The following is a 19,739-nucleotide window of genomic DNA, read 5'->3' on the forward strand; positions in this document are numbered from 1 at the left end:
GAAGAAGGTACCCGTGGCTGAATACTCCACCCCCGCCAACACCCCGCTGAGCGACGAGATCGTACGCCAGCTTCGCCAGGACTTCCCGATCCTCAACACTGAGGTCAACGGGCATCCCTTGGTCTACCTGGATTCGGGGGCGACCAGCCAGAAACCCCTTCAGGTGCTCGACGCAGAACGCGACTTCTACCTGCACGCTAACTCTGCTGTACACCGTGGCGCACACACCCTCGCGGTTGAGGCAACCGACCTGTTCGAGGATGCGCGCATCACCGTTGCGAACTTCGTTGGCGCCACTGATGAAGAGCTCGTGTGGACCTCCAACGCAACCGAGGCACTGAACCTGGTTGCCTACTCCATCGGCAACGCCTCCCAGGGTATCGGCGGTCCCGCCGCTGAGCGTTTCGCGCTGGGCCCTGGCGACGAAATCGTCACCACCGAGATCGAGCATCACGCGAACCTCATTCCCTGGCAGATCCTTGCTCAGCGTACCGGCGCAACTCTGCGTCACATCCCCTCCACCGAGGACGGTCAGCTCGACTACGAGGCAGCCGAGGGTATCATCAACGAGAAGACCCGCATCGTGGCGTTCACCCACGTCTCGAACGTGACTGGCGCAATTACTGATGTGCCCCGCATGGTTGCTATGGCTCGTAAGCACGGCGCAATCGTTGTACTGGACGCCTGCCAGTCCGTACCGCACATGCCCGTAGACTTCCACGCCCTGGACGTCGACTTCGCGGCGTTCTCCGGCCACAAGATGCTGGCACCCACCGGCATCGGTGCCCTCTATGGCCGTGCCGAACTGCTGAACGCCCTGCCGCCCTTCCTGACCGGTGGCTCCATGATTACCCGCGTGGGTCTGCAGGATGCCGAGTATATGCCCGCCCCCATCAAGTTTGAGGCAGGTACCCAGCGTGTCTCGCAGGCGGTCGCTTTCGCTGCTGCTGTGCGCTACCTGCAGCACCTGGGCATGGAGAACATTGAGGCGTGGGAACACGAACTGGGCGCTCGCCTGGTTGAGGGCGTGCAGAAGATTGAAGGTGTGCGACTGCTTGGCCCCACCGACCCTACCAAGCGTGCTGGCCTGGTCGCCCTCGCCATCGAGGGCGTGCACCCGCACGATGTGGGTCAGCTGCTCGACACCCAGGGCATCGCCGTGCGTGTGGGTCACCACTGTGCTCAGCCGCTACACCGCTGCGCCGGTGTGACCGCCTCGACCCGTGCCTCCACCTACATCTACAACACCACCGAAGATGTGGACGCTTTCCTGAAGGCACTTGCCGAGGTACGCCCCTACTTCGGCTTCTAAATGTAGACGCGTTAGACGCTAACGCCCCGAATTTTCAGACATACCAACTGACGGAAGAAGATCACCGTGTCTCTTGAATCCCTGTACCAGGAAATTATTCTGGAGCATTCTAAGCAGCGCAGTGGCGAGCACCTCGTAGAGGTACCCGCCGGCCACGCAAGCGCCGATAACCACCAGTACAACCCCACCTGCGGCGACGAAATCAACCTGCGCGTGGTGCTCTCTGACGAGCTGAAGGATGGCGAGAAGACCATCGAGTCGATCTCCTGGGAAGGCGACGGTTGCTCCATCTCCATGGCTGCCGCCTCCGTGCTCTCTGAAATGGCTCCCGGCATGACTACCTCCGAGCTGCAGAGCCACGTGGACGCGTTCCGCGAGATGTTGCGCTCGCGCGGTAAGGTGACCCTGGACGAAGAGGAGTACGGCGATATGGCGGCTTTCTCCGGCGTTTCGAAGTTCATGGCGCGCGTGAAGTGCGCGATGCTTTCGTGGGTTGCGGTTGAGGAAGCTACTAAGGAAGCAGCTGCGAAGAACTAAACCTTTGCTGAGAAGGCAGGCTGAACCGGTGGGGGAGTAGCTAGTATTTGAACGCCAATCGAAAATACCGAATGGCTACTGAACCTAAAATATTGCACAAGAACGTAAGCATATGCGGTCGAAGCGTGCAGAAAATACTGGCTAAAACTCTTCGCTAAAATCTAGCGGTTAATTGTTTATCTATATATATAAGCTTTCTTTGATTTCAAGCGACGTATAGAAAATATGAGGCGGACACTACACTGTATCCGCCTCATATTTATATCTTTCCCTTTTTCTCCAAAAAGGTGACTGGTAAAATAAAAGGACGAAGGGCGCCCAACCAGCACCCTCGAGAAACTCTTTTCGGACCCGCACACTCTGAGGCGACAGAGAGAAGAAATAGGACAATAGTAGAAAATATTTTCTCAATATTGCACATTCTTCACTCATTTATAGACGCTCACCCCAGACCGCGGATATGTTTCTCATCCCTCCGGTACCTCAACCACACCGGAATACCCATCGCCGCTACCAACCACAAGGAAGCCCCATGATTATTGGCTACGCCGCAGGCGCCTACGACCTTTTCCACTACGGACACCTCGAGATTCTTCGCAAGGCTAAGGAAAACTGCGACTACCTCATCGCAGGCGTCGTGCACGATGACGTTCTGGAAGTGACCAAGGGTCGCCGCCCTGTCATCCCCATTGAAGAGCGTGCCGCCATCGTCAGCCACATTGACTACGTGGACGAAGTGCACGTCGAAACCACCCCTGACAAGCTCGAAACCTGGAAGCAGAAGCCCTTCAACGTCTTCTTCAAGGGCGACGACTGGAAGGGCACCGACAAGGGTAACGCCCTGGAAGCACGCTTCGCAGAGGTCGGCGTTGAAGTGCACTACTTCCCCTACACCGAGCACACCTCCAGCACCAAGCTGCGCAAGGTCGTTGACCTGCTCGAAGCAGAGCACGACCTGCGCGTAGAGATGCGCCGCTTCGCCGAACTGCTCGGCGAGCGCGAGTACTCCGAGGCCATTATCGCCTCCTAACACTGTCGCCTCCTAAAGCTCCTACGCCCTCATAGGGGCGCTAGAGCTCATAGAGACTCATAAAGGCACAAAGGATCCCCGCCGTAATTACTTACGGCGGGGATCCTTTGTATATTGGCGGTATATCAGCTACACCTCAAAGGTGAGCGTCTCATAAGCTTTAGCGCTGTGCCAGCCACTTCTCAGCGGAGGTACCCAGAACCTTCAGCACGCGGCCAACCTGAGGCTCAGCCGCGGCCGCAATCTTCTTGCCCACCAGCGGGATGGAGCAGGAAACCTCGCCGTTGACGTCCAGGCGGGTCTGCTCGCCCTCGGGAATCAGGTGCTGGGTAGCCTGAGCGGACACGGGCACGCCGTTAACCTTCACCTCGGTAGAGACGGTGCGTGCACCATCAGCTGCCGGTGCGCTCACGGTGTCCACCTGAGTCATGGAGACACCGCTACCGACGAACTTACGGGCGATGTCCGGCACTCGCTCAGCGGGCACGGTGCGCTCCGTGGTTGCGGTGAACTCTGCGGAGGTGTCACCGGAAACGGAGAAGCTGCCGAACTCAACGCCAACCTCGGAGCAGACGAAGCGTGCGAAGTCCTCGCTGGAGAACGCCTCGATAACCTGCTCAACGCTTGCGTTGATAACGGTCGATTCCTGAACTGCCATAATTGTTCCTTTCGTAGTGCGCGAAAACCCCGCGCATTATCCCTTACTAAGGATACGGGGCGCGGGGTTTCACAACCAATGTAAAGACGCGAATCCACCTGAGAATATGCCGTGAACAAGGGAAAACATCCACAGCCTCTCACAGGGTGGTTGGAGGATTCGCATGCCGGTCTAAAAATGAGGGAAACACCTACGGGTGGCTCCCACATCGCATCACTAAGGATGCGGGGTTTAGAAAGCTAAAGCTTTTAGGCGTTGGGAGCCATCGCATCGATGCGAGCCATCTCAGCCTTACCCGCACGGTGTGCGCGAGCAGCCTGCTTCAGGCGACCCCAGAAGGAATCCTTACGGTGGGTCTTGCCAGCGAGCAGATCCTGCAGTTCCTCGCTCAGCTGCGCGGCAGAAATCTCCGGGGTGGAGACGTACGGCTCAGCGGTGCGGAACAGGGAGGGGTTCGCTAGAGCAAGATCCAGCTTAGCGAAGAGGTCTTCGCGGCTCTCAACAACAACAGCGTGACCGCGCTTCTCCATCAGAGTGGTGAAGGGGACCTGGTGGTTGTCAACGACCTCGTCGAACTCTGCGCGGCGCGGAACAGCCAGGGGCAGAGCGCCGGTGCGGCGTGCATCCTGGATGGAGCCGGGGCCGCCCTGAACCAGCACTACGCGCGCGGTTGCGTAGTAATCCAGCAGTTCGGAGGCGGGAAGAAGCTTGAGGTTGTCTGCGTGCTTAATGGGCGCAGTGTGACCATGCTGCACGAGGCAGGTGACCTTGGGGTGAGCTTCAAGATAAGCCTCAACCCAACGCAGAAGACGATCAAAAGTGTGAACGTCGGTGCCGAGGGACACCACCAAATCGTAAGTCTTGGTAGGAATACGAACGGGCGCGACGGCAGGAGTAAATACGGGCAGGTCGAACTTGGAAGTATCAACGCTGACGCGGGGGAAGTTCTGAATAGACATAGCCTATTCCTCTCTATGTATTTATCGGTAGTAACCCCGTATACCTGACGCAAAAAATCCGGAGGGCATCATTGGTATACGTGGCGGCGTCGTGCCGGAGAAAATGGTGAGTAATCTCCGCATACGCTTCTCTGGCGAGTGGTTAGTTCGCTTGGATGGTGAGTCCACAGTGGAGCGCACGACTTATGCGTATCTGTATGTTTAATAAATACTATACCCTGAAAATAACGCCCTCAGCACACGCGAGGACGCTATTTTCAGGATAAATTCATCACTCTTAGAAAATGGGATGAATCACACGAGAATCAGGGAAATTCTTCTGCTGTTCCTCGCTCTGAACAATAATTCGATCAGCAAAGGTGTACAACATCTTGCCGGTCATCGTCGGCAGAGTCGGGCGGTCAAAACACTCAATATAAAGAGTCTTTACGCCAAAAAGTTTAGCTGCAACAAAGAAAGGAACAGCAACACCTGCACCCGCAGAAACAACCGCATCCGGACGTTCCTTCGGAAAAATACGAAATGCCAAGAACAGATTACGAATAGCGTTCTTAATATTTCGGGTGGTCGGGTAATAAGCCCAATAGGTCTTCTCATCAGCCAGAGAAGATTCAACATCGGGTTGCTTAAAGCTAACCCACACGCGGTCATAATCCTGCCACGCAGCAGAAGTAGCCGTCAGATGCTTCAAGTGTCCGCCACTGCTAGAAACCAGCAGAAGCTTCTTCGGTGCCTGAGAGGAAGTTGCCTCAGTCATAGTGTTCTCCTAAAGCCCCAATACAAGAGAAAAATAAGAAGAGAAGATAAGGGTGAGCTGGTGGGCCGGCAACGCCTGCATCAGCAGAGCCGCCTCAACAGGCGTTACCGCACCCCAAGCTCAAGGACGAAGGACGAACCCGCACAGAGGCGAGGCATCCATCAACAGAACCCCGAGTACTCGCGGTCTGATTACTCGCGATCCAGGAACACAGCCAGAGCGTTCACGCCCTCAAGCTGATCCAGCTGAGCGAAAAGCTCACGAACCTGCTGTAGAGAAGTAGCCGCAGTCACCGGAACCAGAGCCACGCCGCCAGCCTGAACGAAACGCAGCTGGGTCGACAGGGGAGTAGCGGTGCTCAGGCTAATCACCAGAGGAGTCTCGCTCTTCTCAACCAGCGACTCGGGAGTGTGGCGGGTCAGGGCGTCACGGACCGAAGCGTAATCGGTGAAACGTGCGTACTCGGTGGGCAGAACGCGCTGCAGCATCTGGTACAGGTGCTCAACACCACGGTCAGTACCGGGCAGAATGACAATGCCGGAAGCACCAGCACTCTTCACATCGCCATCGGGAGCACCCATGGTGCGCAGCAGCATGAACGCGTCATTCGCCTCCGAAGAGGAACCCAGCTCGTGAACAGGGATGCCAGCATCTTCCAGACGGTCAGCGTAACCAACGTGACGCATGGTGCGGTCACGACCGTAAGCCAGCACAGCACCAATCAGCAGACCGGCAACAGCACCAACAATAGCCATCTTCACCGGGCCAAGAGCCGAGGAAGAAGAAGGAACCTGAGCCTCGCTCATCACACGGCCACCGGTAGTAGAAGTCAGCTGAATCTGCGCGCGACGCTCCTGCAGCTGAGAAAGCAGACCCGCACGGCCTTGGTCACCCTCGAGAGCAGAAATCTGCTCATCAATCTGATGCAGAGCGGAATCAACGCTGCTCTTCAGAGACTCGGAACGAACCTGCAGGTACGCGTTTGCCATAGCGTTAGCGTAACGTGCAGCATCCGTGCCGTTGGGACGGGTTACCTCAATATCCAGCACAGCAGTCTGGGAGGTGCCAGTCACCTTGACGGAGTTCATGAGGCGGCTGGTCAGCTGAGCCTCAGAGAGGGTATCGCCATTAGCAATCAGAGACTTTGCCGCGTTCTGTGCAACCTCGCGAGAGGATGCAACGCGAGACTCGGTCGCAATATCCACCTTCGCGGAGTTAGCGCTACCGGTACCGGCGGGATCAACCACCAGCGGGTAAACAACCAGCGACGCCTTAGAAGTGTACTTGCTATTGGTCATGTAGCCGTAGACGGCACCCGCCACAGCGAAAACCACAACCGACAGCAGAATCAGCAGACGGTGTCGGAAAATGCGACGTACCTGGCTGCCAAGGGTAACCGAGGAGGTATGAGAGGTGTTATCCATGAGGACATCCTTGAGGAAGAGAAACGGACACTAAATATCGGAGAAAAACTGTAGAAGAAGCGGAAGGCTAAGACTTCGCTCGGCGGGCGGAAAGGAAACGCTCAATACCGAGTGCTTTGCGGAAGCGGAACAACACCGCACCGTACACCGGCACCAGCAGCACCACGTACACGATGACACCCAGCACGCTCTGACCCAAGAAAGCCAAAGACGCCAGAGCACACACCGTCGGAACAGCCGCACCCAAGAATAGCGAAGGAGCCATCTCGCGAACCGAAGCGCGAATACCGACCAGACGGAATACCTGGTAGCTCGCCAGGAAGGTATCAATCAGCAGAGCCGATGCCCACGCCGTCACCGCACCGTATAGGCCCCAGACCGGAACCAAGGTGAAGTTCAAAGTCACAGCCACCACCAGCGAGGAAAGCTTGTTCAACAGCTGCCAGCGGCTCTTACCGCTCATCAGCAGAACAGACTGCACACCACCGGCACTCATTGACAGCATCGCCGCCGGGCAAATCACCCAGAGAATACCGGCGCCAGCCTCAAAGCCCTTACCGAAGAAGTGCAATAGCACCGGACCAAAGAACGCCAGGGAGAGGTAGAACGGCCAAGACAGAGCAGTCAACACGCGAGTAGTCGATAGGAAAATCTCTCGAGCACGATCTAGCTGACGAGTCGCCAACGCCGCACTAATCGACGGGCCGGTCACCACACGTCCGGTGTGCTCAATCATGGTACCCACACGAACACAACGGTTCACAGCACCATAGACACCACCGGCAGCGGCACCCAAGAACGCCGTCACCACCAGCACGTCAATCCACTCCAGAATCGTCTCCACAACGGTAGCGACACCGCGTGCAGAGCTGAAACCCCAGAACGAACGGAACGTCTCGGCCGGAGAATCTTCAGAAGGAAGAACCTCCACATGCTCCTCGGAGGGGAAGGCCCGTTCCAAAAGCCACAGAGCAACCACCGCGGTAATCGCCACCGGAACAGTCCAGGCGTACACCAGATCCATGAGCTGGCCCGAGAACAGAACCACCAACCCCACAGCCGCAAAACGCAGAGTAGGAAGCAGAACATTCTGCAGAACCGTAAAAGTCACCACACGGTGCAGGCCACGCAGAGCACCGAAGAACACCGTCATCAGCGCCGCAACCAGCACGAAAGCGGAGCTGACACGCATCGCTGCCTGATACTCGGGAGCCATCGGCACAATCTCGGTGTAGATGTAAACACCCGCCACCAGAAGCACCGAAGTCACCAGCGAAGGAATCAGACCGTAACGGATTAGCTGCGGAAGCACCCCGTAACGACCCAGCGCACGCTGAGCGCTCATCGTACGAACCAGACCCGTATCCGCGCCGAAGGTCACCAGCGAAATCGCAATCGCGAATAGCGCCATCAGACGGAAAAACTCGCCCGAACCCTCAGCACCAATACCATTCGACACCACCATCGTGGTCACGAACGCGATACCGGCACCGTACATCACACACAGAGAAGCAAGAGAACCGCTCTTCGCGAGGCTGGGCTGCTTATCCTTAGCGGGAGCCTTCGTAACCGGTGCATTCTTAGTGGAGGCGCTATCGGCTTGCACTTTCGAATCGGCAGACTCGGCGGTCGCCGAGGCAACCCGCCGGGACCCGGACAGATGAGCACCCGCCACAGCGGTAGCGCTCGCCGCTGAAGAACCTGCAGCCGAAGTACCTGAGCTCGATGAATTCGCCACCAAAGAATCGGGGAGTGAATCCTCAGAGGTAAAGCCTTGAGCCGGAGGCACAATGGACAGAGCCGTGGTTGCAGGAAAACGACCCGAACGGATGTCATCCACCGTGGGAGCAAACTCATCAGCAGAAGACTCTGCCTGAGAATCAGACTGTTCCACTACCGGATTCACATACTCGCCGCTCTCACGCAGACGCGCACGACGGCTAGGATGACCACCCATCGAATACGCATCATCAAAAGACGAAACCGAAGCGGTATCTAAACCACGAGGGGACTGATCCTTCGTCATAGCCCCTCACCATCCCGAATGGAACGCATGCACGCCATCGACGCGAGCATCAGAATGGTCAGCTGAGCGATATCGAAGCTGTAGAAGATAAAGACAATGCAACACGCCACCGGCACACTATGCAACCAGTACCCGGATGCGGTCTTCACTCGTGCACCGCTTGCCACAGTGCACACCATGAAGAGCGCGAACAGGGCAAGACCCACAAAACCGAAGCAGAACATCAGAGTCCACAGGTAACCCTGGGTACCCATTGACACGCCAATGCTCGGTTCCATACGCGGAGTGCCGTAACCGATAATCGGGGACTCCAAGGTCGCGTTCCAAGTAGCGCGGTAGAGCGCCGCACGACCGCCGGTGGAGTCCGAGTAGTCCTGACGACCCAGGATATTATCCACGGTGCCCGACGCAAAGAGTGCCACAACCACAGCCGCAATTGCCGCAACACCCATACCCACAGCACGCCAATTAGCTGCCAGGAACTGACGCAACAACACGTACGCTGCGCTGATACCCAGACCAATGAACATACCGCGGTTACTGGTCGCAATTGCCGGCACGGTAGAAAGCGCCATGCCGATTAGCAGCGCAATACGCAACCAGATGGAACGCAGACGCAACAGGCACGCCAGCATCACCGGGGTGAGCAGGGTGTACGCCAGACCCCAACTATTCGCGTAGGGGAACGGCGCGGAGGGTCGAATATACGCCTCGGGTGCACCCCAAGGACGCTGAACCTCAGCCAGGGGAGGAAGCATGTAGTCGCGCACCAGCGGGTTCTGCATAAAGCCAGAAGGCATGATGAAGCTCATCGGAGTACGCAGACGGAACTCGGGGAAGAGAACGCCGCCGTAACCCAGAACAATGAGGGTCACCCACAGAGTCGCCAGACCGCCCAGCAGCCTATTGACGCTAATAGAGGAGCGCGCGTTGTAGTAGTACAGGGCGTAAATGCCGGCACTGAGAATGTTCACAAAGCGCAGACCCCAACCAATAATGTCGGTGGAACGGGTCAGAGCAAGTGCCGCAACAACAACCCACACGCAGAATGCGCCCCACACCCACAGGGAACCGGGAACACGCACATTACCTCGAATAATGAGGTAAAAAAGCATGATCGCTGCCAGTACCAGCGGCGCAATCTGAAGCAGTCCCAGAGCCCACAGCGCCGGGAAGCCGTACAGCAACGCCAGCAGAGGCCACGCGGGGAGCTTCTTCTGCGCCGTAGACATCGGACGGATGCGCGCGCGGGCACGCAGAATACCGCTGGGCGGCGTACTAGCCGACCCTGCGGAATCCTTCAGCGCAACAGGCGAAGCACCCGGAGGGGAAAGAACGGAAGAGGAAACCATGTCTGTGCGATACCTGGTTAGAGACCTCGGCCGGTCTTCTGGACGAGATCAAGAAGAGTAGCGGGCTTAATAACGCCAGTGGACACAACATACGCCGCCCACGCACGAAGCTGCTTGGGGTCGCGGCGCAGAGCGGAGCGAGCGTACGCGCGCGCCTCCTTGTTGTTACCCAGGGATGCCTGAGCGTACGCAATCTGACCGGCAATACGTGCCAGGCCCTTGGGATCCTGCTCGAATTCGGGGAACTTACGCAGAATGTAGCTCAGACCGTCAACCATGGACTGCCACTTGCCAGAGAAGAAGGAAGGACGGTCCCAGAGCACCAGAATCAGCGGCTCGGGCACGCTCAGTACATCGCCGTGGCGGGTTGCGCGCAGCAGCAGGTCGTAGTCTTCACCGTAGGCGGCGGGCAGCTCCTCATCGACCAGACCGATGCGGGCGGGCTGACCGTCAACGCCGAGCAGGTCCTCGCGGGAGTACAGCATGGCGGAGGGGTGAATCTCGGTGATACGCGAACGCAGGAAGTCTGCGAAGGTTGCGCGCTCGGGTGCCAGGCGCACGATGTCCTGACCGCCGGAGCGGACGGTAATACCCGAAGAGATAGCGGCTGCCTCGGGGTTTTCGCGCCAGAGAGCGACCTGCTGGGTGAGCTTGGAAGGCATCCAGTAGTCGTCGTCATCGCAGAAACCAATCATCTCACCGCTGGAGGCGATGATGCCGCTGTTGCGGCCGCCAGCCAGACCGCCGGAACGGGTATTGGAGACAATCTTCAGGGCACGGTTTTCGCCGACCTCAATATCCTCGAGGCGGTCGGGCTCAACACGGTCAAAGACGACAACAACTTCAACGAAACCGCGGTAGCTCTGCTCAAGGATGGAGCGGATAGCCACGCGCAGCAGTTCGGGGCGCTTGCCGTTGGTCGCGATAACGGCGGAAACAGCAGGGTTGCGAGAGGTGAAGTGCATCATTGGGGTTCTCCTTACTCAGCGGGGGTCGCGAGGCTAACGTACTTGCGACGCATGGACAGCAGGACGGTTGCGGCATTAGCCAGCAGAAGCAGCGCGTAGACGATAACGAATACGGGGCCGAAGCCAACAAAAATATAAATCCAGCAGAGGGTGCCAGCGTCCATGTGCAGGTTGATGAAGGAGCGCAGGGGGCCACCGGTGGGAGGTGCCGCGGTCTTGCGGTTGTTGCGCAGCTGCTCAGCCAGAATCTGGCTCATGAAGTGACCGGCGGTCAGCGCGGTGAAAATCATGGGCATGGCAATAATCCAGCCGTTGAATGCGCTGGAGCCGGTAAAGGAGTAGTGTGCCGGGTACAGCAGGAAGGAGAGCAGGGTTGCCATGTGCACGGAGGGCACACGGATGGAGTCGACCACGTGGTCGAGCCACTCACCGGCGGGGGAAGACGCACCGGTCACGCGAGCAACCTGGCCGTCAGCAGAGTCCAGGCCGTAACCGAAGGCGAAGAGTAGTGCAACGCAGATACCTACACCAACGCTGGGCGGGCAGGTAATCAGAACGACGAGGCCTGCCGCGGAACATGCAGCGGAAATAGCGGTGACGCCGTTGGGGGTGATGCCCAGAGCGACAGCTGCCGCAGCGAAGTAGCGTGCTACTCGGCGGTTGACCCAGCGGGTGTAGGCGGGAACGCCAATGCCGGGCTTCTGCGCTGCTTCAAGAGAGCGCAGGGTATGAGAAAACTTCGCAGAAAATCCCGATGTGGGCGCGGAGTTTGGGGTGTGAGGTGCCTCAGAGGTGGACATGCACATTCCTTTTTATTCGGTGAGAGGAGTGAAGGAGAGTGAATTACTCCCTTTCGGGGTGGCTGCGAGAAAGTCCGGAAGTCCCGCACGCGAAAAAAGAGGTGGTTGGTCCCTTTTTTCACATACACCACTATATAGATATTTTACAACGAGATAAAGTGCGGCAGGGTGCGTGTGGCCAGGGGTAACAATTGTGTCGTAAAAAGCCACTGACAATGCGCTTTAGTGCAGATTTGCGTGTTCCTTCAAACGGAGTGAGGGCCTCGCTAACCGGGAGTGTAGACCCTTTCATCCTGTGAATTCTAGCTTTAGAAAATATTTCTGAATATTGTGCAGAGAGGCAGATAACAGAAACACAAATAACAAGAATAAATGATGCAAAAAACACAGAAAAGCGGGTATCACACGCAAATGGGGTTTGATTTTCTGAATCATTCAGAAAATCAAACCCCATTTAGCTGAGATTGTCTAGAAGGTATTAGTTCCTTCGGGACTGCATCGGAACGCGGGTTCCGACTCCGTTATTGACGGCACGTCGCTCGCCCCGGTCGGCTGCCGCATTGTTCGCGTTATCAACCACGGGCTGCTCAGCCTCGTTTGCTACGGGTGCCTCCGCCTCCTTGTCAGCTTCCTTCTCGGCGGGCTGCTCAGCAACCGGTGCCTTGGAAATAGCCTGCAGATCGAAGCTCACGTTCGGCAGAATATTGCGTCGCGGGAATGCCGGGTGAACCTCAACAGCGATGAGGTTCTCGCCAGCCTTCAGCTGAGAAGCCGGAACGGTGAAAGTTACCGGAGTCTTCTGAGCCTCAGCGGTATCTACCGAGCTGGAAGCTACCGTGCTATTCCACAGCTTGCCCCTGGTATCGAAGTTGGAACGACCAACCTCTTCACCGTTGACACCCACCGCAATAGCATCGTCCGCGTAAGTGGTCAGCACGAGATCACGGCTGGCCTGCTCACGAGTGAGCTGGATGGTGGTGTAGGCGTAGATATTGTGGCGGGAACGCACGAGCGGAACCTTAACGGAGGTGTTGAGGTTACCAGTACCGACCCCAATCGGGGTCTTGCCGGTCTGCCATGCTTCCTGCGCAATATCTTCCAGGCTGAAGTGGAAGTTGTACTTCCAACCGTACTTACGGTTGGGAGCCTGGGTAGAGACCATGTACTTCCAATCCGAGGCGTAGGGCAGAACAATCTGGTCCTTAGCGGCTTCTTCCTTCGGGTCCTCGGGCTTGGGATCGGCAGGCTTGGGCTCCTCAGGCTTGGGATCGGCAGGCTTCGGGTCCTCAGGCTTCGGATTCTCTTCCTTCGGTGCCTCGGTAGTTGCTTCTGCACTCGGGGTAGCGCTTGCCGAAGGGCTGGGGTCAGCGCTCGCGGTCGGATCAGCGGTAGGAGTCTCGGTTGCGGTCTCCGTGGGGGTAGGAGTCGGGCGAACCGGAGCTACCTGAACCGGAGTGGACGCAGAGTAGTTATCCGAGGTGTCCACAGCACGCACAAAGTAACGTGCGTTATCGGTGTGGTCAATCTCGAACTTCGTACCCGAAGTGCTTGCAATGACGCGGTCGTCACGCAGAATCTGGTAGCGGACACTACCGGTATCCTGCACAGCATCCCAGGTTAGAACGTCCTTATCGTCCTTCAGCTCGACCTGCAGGTTCTGCGGGGTAGCCGGAGGAGTCACATCGCGAGCCTCAAAGCGCGCAAAACCAACGGTATCCTGAGTGCCGTGAACACCCAGCGAACGGTGGATATCGCCACCAACCCACAGGGTGCCCTTCGAATCAACGAAAGACTCCCAGATACCGAAGCCGTGGTCACCCTTAATAGCGGGGGAGAACTCCGGCAGCATCTTACCGCTGTCCTTATCGAACGCAGCAACCAGCTTGATCGAATGAATCACGCTTGAACCGCCCACGGGGGTCCGCTTGTTACGCGAATCCTGGTAGAGGAAGTCACCGCAGTGGCAGGCGCCGTAGATGGTGTTACCGTGCAGGTGCAGATCCTGGAAGTCTCCACCATCGCGGGTAATCGCGGTGTAGGTGGGGGTCAGAGAGGCCTTATCGTAACGAGAGATGAGGTGCTCAGTACCGCCCACCCAGACGCCGGTACCGGCATCCTGAACGTCGAACTGGAAACCCCAAATCTTGGTTTCGTTGCGCAGGTCAGAGACATTAGCACCGGCAGGAATCTCAGAATGCTGGTACGCCCACGGGCTGCCCTTCTGCATATGCTGAGTAATATCAGCCACGCGGTAGGCAAGGCCGCCGTTGAGCCAGGTGAAGTAACCGGCTACGTAAACATGAGAATTATCAGCGGAGGCGCTAATACCGTTGACAGTACCGTTGAACACCTGGCGCCAGTTACGGTCTATACTCACAATGCCGGGCACACCGTTAGAAGGCTCACCCAACTTAAAACGGGCAATATTGCGCGAATACGCCTCACCCGCCTTGTCACTTTCATAAATGTGGGTAAAGGTGCCGCCAATATACACGTAGTCACCCTGACGGTGAATGGTCTTCACCGTCATGAACTCGGTGCGAATGCGATCTTCGACTCTAACCTGGGACCATTCAGGGGCAACCTCACCGGTCGTGGCGTCAACAACGACGAAGCTCTCATGCTTCTTACCGTTAACCAGGGTAAAGGTGCCGCCAACCGCCAGACGGTTATTCGGCAGAGCCTCAACAGCCTTCACCTGACCATTAACAGTCAGCTTGAAGTCGCGGCGCAACTCGCCGGTTTCCGGGTCAAAAGCAGCAATATTAGATTGCGCAACATGCTCACCGGTAGAGGACTCAAGGTACTCGAAGTCGCCGCCAATAAACACGCTGGAGGTGCCGTTGCCGTGATTGACCTCGGTGATGGCCTCAACATAGGTGTTCATCTCGGTGGTTTTACCGGAGGCGGTCTTAGCACTGGTGCGCCAGCGCCAATCCGCCGAACGGCTACTGGGCAGGGCACGACGAGCGCTCGCCTGAGTACCGGAATCCGGGATAGCACCCAGATGCAAATCGTTCTGGGTCAGCTTCGGGCGCAGGAACATCTGGGTGTAACCGAAAGAGGTTTCACCCTTGCTTTCCTTACCGTAAATGTAGGAGTTCCGCGCGTCGGTCATCGCCGGCTCAGAGCCATCCTGCGAAATGGGGGAGTTTGCGCCGTAATGGAAGCCCATACGGTAATCCTGGGAAGCCATCTCATCGAACTTCAACGTCTTGAAGCCGTTATTCTGACCACCCAGAATGTGGTCCTGCCACGTGCCATTAGGCCAGTCCCTGCGGCCATTTTCATTGTAGGAAGAGAACTCGTCAGGGTTGGTGACTGTCGCGTTGGCCCAGATAGCGTTCGAACGCAGAGCCCAAGTCCACTCAGAAGTCTGGCGGCGATCCACCGTCGCCTCTTGCCACTTGGTGCCCGAGGTGTTCAGAGCGCGACGGAAACGGTAACCATCGGGCAGCTGATCAGGGCGGGTGCCGTTGAGCAGCTGAGAAATAGTGATGCCCGAAAGCTGAATAGGGGTCTTCGCTGCGGGCAGGGAGCTCAAAGCCTTACCCTGCGCAAGCGTTAAACCGGACGATGCGGGCGCGGCATCGCTGTAGAGCTGGGAGGCGTCGCCCTGGCCCTCGTAGTTTTCGGTCCAGCCGTCGCGGCCTTCACCAATCTTGACCCAACCGCCACCATAAGTTTCCTGATCGCAGTAGAACTGTGCCGGCTGGCTCATTGCGGGGGTGTACAGCCAGTAGGCGCCGCTCTTTGCCTCGGGGTTAGCCTGCTTGGCTTCCCAACAGCTGGCGGCAGCACGCTCGGAGGTCGTGCCATTGTAGAAAGCAGAGTCCCTTTTTTCCGCAGTCTGTTCGACAGCGGTACTCGGCGTAATAGCGGGGATAGCTACGGGCAAAGCCAAAGCCGTAGCAATGCTCAAGCAAAGAGTTGAGCGAGTTATAGCAGAACGAGAAAAGCCGGAGCCCGTCATGCCAAGGTGGGCTTTCATAATATCTCCAAATGAATGCCAAGAAATGTTATCGAGTGCGCATCAACATTAATGCGCTATGGATGATAATGCGCGGGTTCCAGCGAATCATAGCTGGAAACCGGCATCTTTAATTAGACCCTAACAATCAGGATTGTTCGGGAAATCATGGGTCGCAATCTTCCACTGACCATCGACCTGAACGAGGGTGTAAATATTGAGTGAACGCTTAGGAGAATTGTCATCCTTAACGGGCTGATTATTCTCGTCATAGATCTTCACCGAGGAAGAATCCATGCATACTTCCAGCATGCGCGCGGGCTGACCCTTGTACTGAGTCTCAGTCATACGGGGAGTGCCCACCACCGTGGAAGAACCTTCGTAGTGCCAGCCAGCCAGTGCGTATTCGGAAGCCTGCACGGCAAACTCAGCGGCAGCGGAATCCACAGCTACCGCCTCGATGGAGCGAATCGTCTCATCATCGAGAACAGCGCGCGCCTGCTCAACGTTCTGCTTCTCAGCCTCTTCATCGCTGCTCGGGTCAACGGTACGCTCGGGAGAGGGAGCAGCAGAAGGAGCTGCCTTAACCTTGGTCAGAATGGTCTCAAAAGAATTGACCAGTTCGGTAGTCTTCTTAACTTCTTCAGCGTCAACGGGCACGGAGGAAGCGTTCTTCATTTCCTCAGAGCCAGTGTAAATCTCTTCAAGCTTCTGACCGTCAGAAGAAGTAGCCTCAGCATTTGCCTTGGGAGATGCCTCGCCCGAAGCCTCAGCGGATGCAGAAGCGGTGCCCTGCTCAGAAACCTTAGGGGAAGCGCTCGAAGACTGAGCGGAAGAAGCGTGTGCAGAAGCGGAAACGGTTGCGGAAGCAGAAGCGGAAGAAGAGCTATCAGAGCTCGGGTTTTCAGTAGCGCAAGCACTCAGAACCAAAGCGGATACCGCAACGGTGCCCAGGGTGCCCAGAAGCCGGGACCGGGAGGACTGCTCGAAGAATGCTGACATAGGAAGCCTCTTTAGTGGTTGGAGTGAGAATGACTATATTCCGGAAGATAATACCTCGCACAGTAGCAAAGCACCTAAAGGCTAACACGCAAAGCTGGGAAAACACTTAGACCCGCAAAAATAACGTTTTTATAAAAGATGAGAATAAGCTCTAAATAATGCTCTATTTTTGCCCGAATGGAAGATAAATATATATCTCTGAATGAAAGAACCTTCATGTAAATGAATGAAATAGGTTCACATTGTGCAAAAAAGTCCCGGGTTGGTCATAAACCAGCCCGGGACAATAGGACGAACATCACTAAAATTCTTTGTCATAAAAGTGGATATTGCCCTGATGAGGGGTTATGCTGCCTGGACGGCCTCGGTACTTGCCGAATAGTTATCTGCAGTATCTACCGCGCGCACATAATAGCGGGCGCCATCGCGGTGATCCACCGAATAGCTCGTACCCGTAACCGTCGCAATAGGACGATCATCGCGCAGAACCTGGTACTTCACCCTGCGCTCGGAAATACCCGACCACGTCAGCTGATCCTTAGAACCGTTCGTCGTAACCTTCAGGTTGTTCGGGGTAACCGGAGGGGTTACATCGCGAGGTGCATAACGAGCGAAACCAATGGTCTCCTGCACACCGTTAGCACCCAGCGACCTACGGATATCGCCACCAACCCACAGGGTGCCGGTCGAATCCACGAAGGACTCCCACACACCGTAGCCATGTGCACCGCTCATAATCGGTGCGAACTCCGGCAGCATCTTACCGCTGTCCTTATCAAACGCAGCTACCAGACGGATAGTCTGAGCATCCTTCGCGCTCTCCCAAGCCTTCTCCCAGGTAGTGGAGTTCTGGTAGATGTAATCACCACAGTGGCACGCACCGTAAATGGTGTTGCCATTCAGATGCAGATCCTGGAAATCGCCACCTTCACGAGTAATCGCGCTATACGTGCGGCGCATGGTCGCCTTATCGTAACGGCTAATCATATGCTCAGTACCGCCAAGCCACACCGAAGAACCAGCATCCTGAACGTCGAATTGGAACCCCCACATCAGACGTTCATTCTTCAGATCATTCAGACGAGCACCTTCAGGAATATACGAAGGCTGGTGGTTCCAATTGCCGCCCTTCTGAGAGCCCGACTTCATATGTGCAATACGGAAAGCCTCAGCACCATTGAGCTGAGTGAAGTAACCAGCGACGTACACATCAGTGTTACCCTCAGAAGCACTCACACCATTGACCGTGCCGTTAAAGACCGGACGCCAATTCCAGTCCACCTCGCCATTGCTCAACTTAATACGAGCCAGGTTCCTTGCGTACGCATAGGTGGGGGAGGTCTGACCCTTAATGTGAGTGAAGGAGCCACCAATGTACAGGTAGCCGTCACGAACGTGCAGGGTCTTAACCTGCACCGGTACGGAAGCAATGCGGCTCACCGGGCGGATATCCCAGTCCTTAACGATCTGACCGGTCTGCGGATCCAGAATCACGAAGCCATTGTAGTACTCACCGTTCACCTGGGTGAAGGAGCCGCCCACAGCAAGCAGACCGTTCGGCAGGGCCTCAACGGACTTCACCTGACCGTTAATCTTCGGGCGGAAAGAACGGCGCAGCTCGCCGGTACCCACCTCGTAACCCGCCAAGAAAGCCTGCTCAACCTTCTCGCCGCTAGCCGACTCAACGTACGCGAAATCACCACCGGTAAAGACAGCGCCACCAACCTCGGTGATAGCCTCGACCTGGGTATTCATCTCACCCTTCTTACCGGTACCGGTGTCAGCACTGGTACGCCACTTCCACTTCTCGGAGTAGCTATTGGGCAGTGCACGGCGGCTACTTGCCGCAGCGCCCTGCTGACCGTAAGCGTGCAGACCCTTAGCCGCCAAATCGTTCTGCGTCACCTTCGGACGCAAGAACATCTGAGTAAACACCAGAGGAGGGTTCGAATCGTTCGCCGGACGGTAAATATAAGAGGACTGGTTGTTCATCTTGTACGCAGTGAACCAATTAGCAATCGGCGCTTCCGGACCATAGGTGAAGCCCTGCTTATATCCCTGAGAGGCTTGCTCCACAAAGTACATATTGCGGAAGTCGTACGACTCATGGGTGAAGATACGCCCCATCTGCTTCTCGCTGGAGGAGTAGTTATAGCGAGTGTAGGGGTAAGGGTTCTTGATTGTAACATCCGACCAGTACATCCTCGCACGCAAAGACCAAGACCACTGGGGGCTTGCCGCACGCTTAGCAGTGAAATCCTGCCACTTAGTTCCTTCAACATTCAACGAACGGTGGAAACGCACGCCATCCGCCAAATCCTGCGGCTGGGTACCGTTCAGTAGAGCATCCACCTTGTTGGAGGGAAGCTGTACTGCATCAAAGCCGGTCGGGTTCTTATACAGCTGATCGGCATTACCGCGACCGTAGTAGTTCTCAGTCCAGCTCTCACGACCGCGGCCAATCATAACCCAGCCGCCGCCATCAGTTTCCTGATCGCAATAGAACTGCTCAGGAGCACTCATCGCAGGGGTGTACAGCCAGTACGCGCCGCTCTTGCCACGCGGATTATTCTGCTTAACCTCCCAGCAGCTCGCAGCCGCGCGCTCACTCGACGAACCGTCATAGTAGCGTGCATCAGCAGCCTGCGCGCCCGAAGCAATCGGACCCAAAGAAGCCGCAACCATCGCAAAAGAAGCGGCCGCCGCACCCAAAGCGCGGGAACCAGAACGAGAAGCTACACGAGAGCCCTCAGAAGCGGAAGAAGAGGCGCCCTGCGAACGCCCTCCATGCGCGAACGGAAGAAAATTCATTTGTCTCTCCTAGAGACCTCAACCGGCACACCGCAGAAAAATACAATTCACACAGCAACACCCACCCCACACAAGGCACAACACAGTGACCAGGTATCGGGGGAAGAAGAAGCGGTATGAACTGCACTAACAG

At 56.6% G+C, this 19,739-nt stretch carries 14 protein-coding genes; 3 read left to right on the plus strand and 11 right to left on the minus strand.

What is annotated here, in order from left to right; all coding sequences use genetic code 11:
• The first annotated feature begins 13 nt into the window (after positions 1-13).
• From HMPREF2999_RS04770 to HMPREF2999_RS04780, 3 genes are all read left to right on the plus strand, one after another.
• Positions 14-1,312, plus strand: a complete 1,299-nt coding sequence (locus tag HMPREF2999_RS04770; protein WP_070676152.1) for an aminotransferase class V-fold PLP-dependent enzyme — start codon at positions 14-16, stop codon at positions 1,310-1,312.
• A 66-nt stretch (positions 1,313-1,378) separates the two neighbouring features.
• A complete protein-coding gene (gene sufU, locus HMPREF2999_RS04775) occupies positions 1,379-1,849 on the plus strand; it encodes a Fe-S cluster assembly sulfur transfer protein SufU (RefSeq protein WP_005506960.1) in 471 nt (156 codons plus the stop codon).
• Positions 1,850-2,381: 532 nt separating this feature from the next.
• Positions 2,382-2,879 carry an FAD synthase family protein gene (locus HMPREF2999_RS04780; protein WP_005506961.1) on the plus strand — a complete coding sequence of 166 codons (498 nt, stop codon included), beginning with the start codon at positions 2,382-2,384 and terminating at the stop codon, positions 2,877-2,879.
• A 160-nt stretch (positions 2,880-3,039) separates the two neighbouring features.
• Here HMPREF2999_RS04780 and HMPREF2999_RS04785 read toward each other — a convergent pair whose 3' ends face one another.
• The 11 genes from HMPREF2999_RS04785 to HMPREF2999_RS04835 all read right to left on the minus strand — a co-directional run bounded on the left by HMPREF2999_RS04785 (position 3,040) and on the right by HMPREF2999_RS04835 (position 19,606).
• The gene (locus HMPREF2999_RS04785; RefSeq protein WP_070676153.1) at positions 3,040-3,537 is read right to left on the minus strand and encodes a DUF2505 domain-containing protein; all 498 of its coding nucleotides are present in this window, start codon (positions 3,535-3,537) and stop codon (positions 3,040-3,042) included.
• Positions 3,538-3,785: 248 nt separating this feature from the next.
• Positions 3,786-4,496 carry a glycosyltransferase gene (locus tag HMPREF2999_RS04790; RefSeq protein WP_070676154.1) on the minus strand — a complete coding sequence of 237 codons (711 nt, stop codon included), beginning with the start codon at positions 4,494-4,496 and terminating at the stop codon, positions 3,786-3,788.
• 277 nt (positions 4,497-4,773) lie between these two features.
• Positions 4,774-5,253 carry a PssD/Cps14F family polysaccharide biosynthesis glycosyltransferase gene (gene pssD / locus HMPREF2999_RS04795; RefSeq protein WP_070676155.1) on the minus strand — a complete coding sequence of 160 codons (480 nt, stop codon included), beginning with the start codon at positions 5,251-5,253 and terminating at the stop codon, positions 4,774-4,776.
• A gap of 191 nt (positions 5,254-5,444) precedes the next feature.
• Entirely contained in the window at positions 5,445-6,677 is a 1,233-nt protein-coding gene (locus tag HMPREF2999_RS04800) for a Wzz/FepE/Etk N-terminal domain-containing protein (RefSeq protein ID WP_070676156.1), read from the minus strand.
• Positions 6,678-6,744: 67 nt separating this feature from the next.
• On the minus strand, positions 6,745-8,703 hold the full coding sequence (locus tag HMPREF2999_RS04805; protein ID WP_070676157.1) for a lipopolysaccharide biosynthesis protein: 1,959 nt from the start codon (positions 8,701-8,703) through the stop codon (positions 6,745-6,747).
• Positions 8,700-10,055 (minus strand): O-antigen ligase family protein, encoded by a 1,356-nt coding sequence (locus HMPREF2999_RS04810; RefSeq protein WP_070676158.1) that lies wholly within the window; start codon positions 10,053-10,055, stop codon positions 8,700-8,702. Before HMPREF2999_RS04810 ends, HMPREF2999_RS04805 begins: the two co-directional genes overlap by 4 nt.
• Before the next feature lie 17 nt (positions 10,056-10,072).
• The gene (locus tag HMPREF2999_RS04815) at positions 10,073-11,023 is read right to left on the minus strand and encodes a glycosyltransferase family 2 protein (RefSeq protein ID WP_070676159.1); all 951 of its coding nucleotides are present in this window, start codon (positions 11,021-11,023) and stop codon (positions 10,073-10,075) included.
• 11 nt (positions 11,024-11,034) lie between these two features.
• The gene (locus HMPREF2999_RS04820; protein ID WP_070676160.1) at positions 11,035-11,823 is read right to left on the minus strand and encodes a CDP-alcohol phosphatidyltransferase family protein; all 789 of its coding nucleotides are present in this window, start codon (positions 11,821-11,823) and stop codon (positions 11,035-11,037) included.
• A gap of 478 nt (positions 11,824-12,301) precedes the next feature.
• Positions 12,302-15,727 (minus strand): fibrinogen-like YCDxxxxGGGW domain-containing protein, encoded by a 3,426-nt coding sequence (locus tag HMPREF2999_RS04825; RefSeq protein WP_246823078.1) that lies wholly within the window; start codon positions 15,725-15,727, stop codon positions 12,302-12,304.
• 207 nt (positions 15,728-15,934) lie between these two features.
• Positions 15,935-16,795 carry a hypothetical protein gene (locus HMPREF2999_RS04830; RefSeq protein ID WP_070676162.1) on the minus strand — a complete coding sequence of 287 codons (861 nt, stop codon included), beginning with the start codon at positions 16,793-16,795 and terminating at the stop codon, positions 15,935-15,937.
• 345 nt (positions 16,796-17,140) lie between these two features.
• A complete protein-coding gene (locus HMPREF2999_RS04835) occupies positions 17,141-19,606 on the minus strand; it encodes a fibrinogen-like YCDxxxxGGGW domain-containing protein (RefSeq protein ID WP_070697732.1) in 2,466 nt (821 codons plus the stop codon).
• Between the last annotated feature and the right edge of the window lie 133 nt (positions 19,607-19,739).

This window comes from Rothia sp. HMSC066H02 (genome assembly GCF_001814995.1).
In the GTDB taxonomy this organism is placed as follows: domain Bacteria; phylum Actinomycetota; class Actinomycetes; order Actinomycetales; family Micrococcaceae; genus Rothia; species Rothia mucilaginosa.

What these genes read in the sequence shown, in the direction of transcription:
- HMPREF2999_RS04780 (WP_005506961.1), top strand. Translation starts at nt 2,382, where the DNA reads ATGATTATTGGCTACGCCGCAGGCGCCTACGACCTTTTCCACTACGGA.
- HMPREF2999_RS04820 (WP_070676160.1), bottom strand. Translation starts at nt 11,823, where the DNA reads ATGTCCACCTCTGAGGCACCTCACACCCCAAACTCCGCGCCCACATCG.
- HMPREF2999_RS04805 (WP_070676157.1), bottom strand. Translation starts at nt 8,703, where the DNA reads ATGACGAAGGATCAGTCCCCTCGTGGTTTAGATACCGCTTCGGTTTCG.
- HMPREF2999_RS04835 (WP_070697732.1), bottom strand. Translation starts at nt 19,606, where the DNA reads ATGAATTTTCTTCCGTTCGCGCATGGAGGGCGTTCGCAGGGCGCCTCT.
- HMPREF2999_RS04810 (WP_070676158.1), bottom strand. Translation starts at nt 10,055, where the DNA reads ATGGTTTCCTCTTCCGTTCTTTCCCCTCCGGGTGCTTCGCCTGTTGCG.
- HMPREF2999_RS04830 (WP_070676162.1), bottom strand. Translation starts at nt 16,795, where the DNA reads ATGTCAGCATTCTTCGAGCAGTCCTCCCGGTCCCGGCTTCTGGGCACC.
- HMPREF2999_RS04785 (WP_070676153.1), bottom strand. Translation starts at nt 3,537, where the DNA reads ATGGCAGTTCAGGAATCGACCGTTATCAACGCAAGCGTTGAGCAGGTT.
- HMPREF2999_RS04800 (WP_070676156.1), bottom strand. Translation starts at nt 6,677, where the DNA reads ATGGATAACACCTCTCATACCTCCTCGGTTACCCTTGGCAGCCAGGTA.
- pssD (WP_070676155.1), bottom strand. Translation starts at nt 5,253, where the DNA reads ATGACTGAGGCAACTTCCTCTCAGGCACCGAAGAAGCTTCTGCTGGTT.
- HMPREF2999_RS04815 (WP_070676159.1), bottom strand. Translation starts at nt 11,023, where the DNA reads ATGATGCACTTCACCTCTCGCAACCCTGCTGTTTCCGCCGTTATCGCG.
- HMPREF2999_RS04790 (WP_070676154.1), bottom strand. Translation starts at nt 4,496, where the DNA reads ATGTCTATTCAGAACTTCCCCCGCGTCAGCGTTGATACTTCCAAGTTC.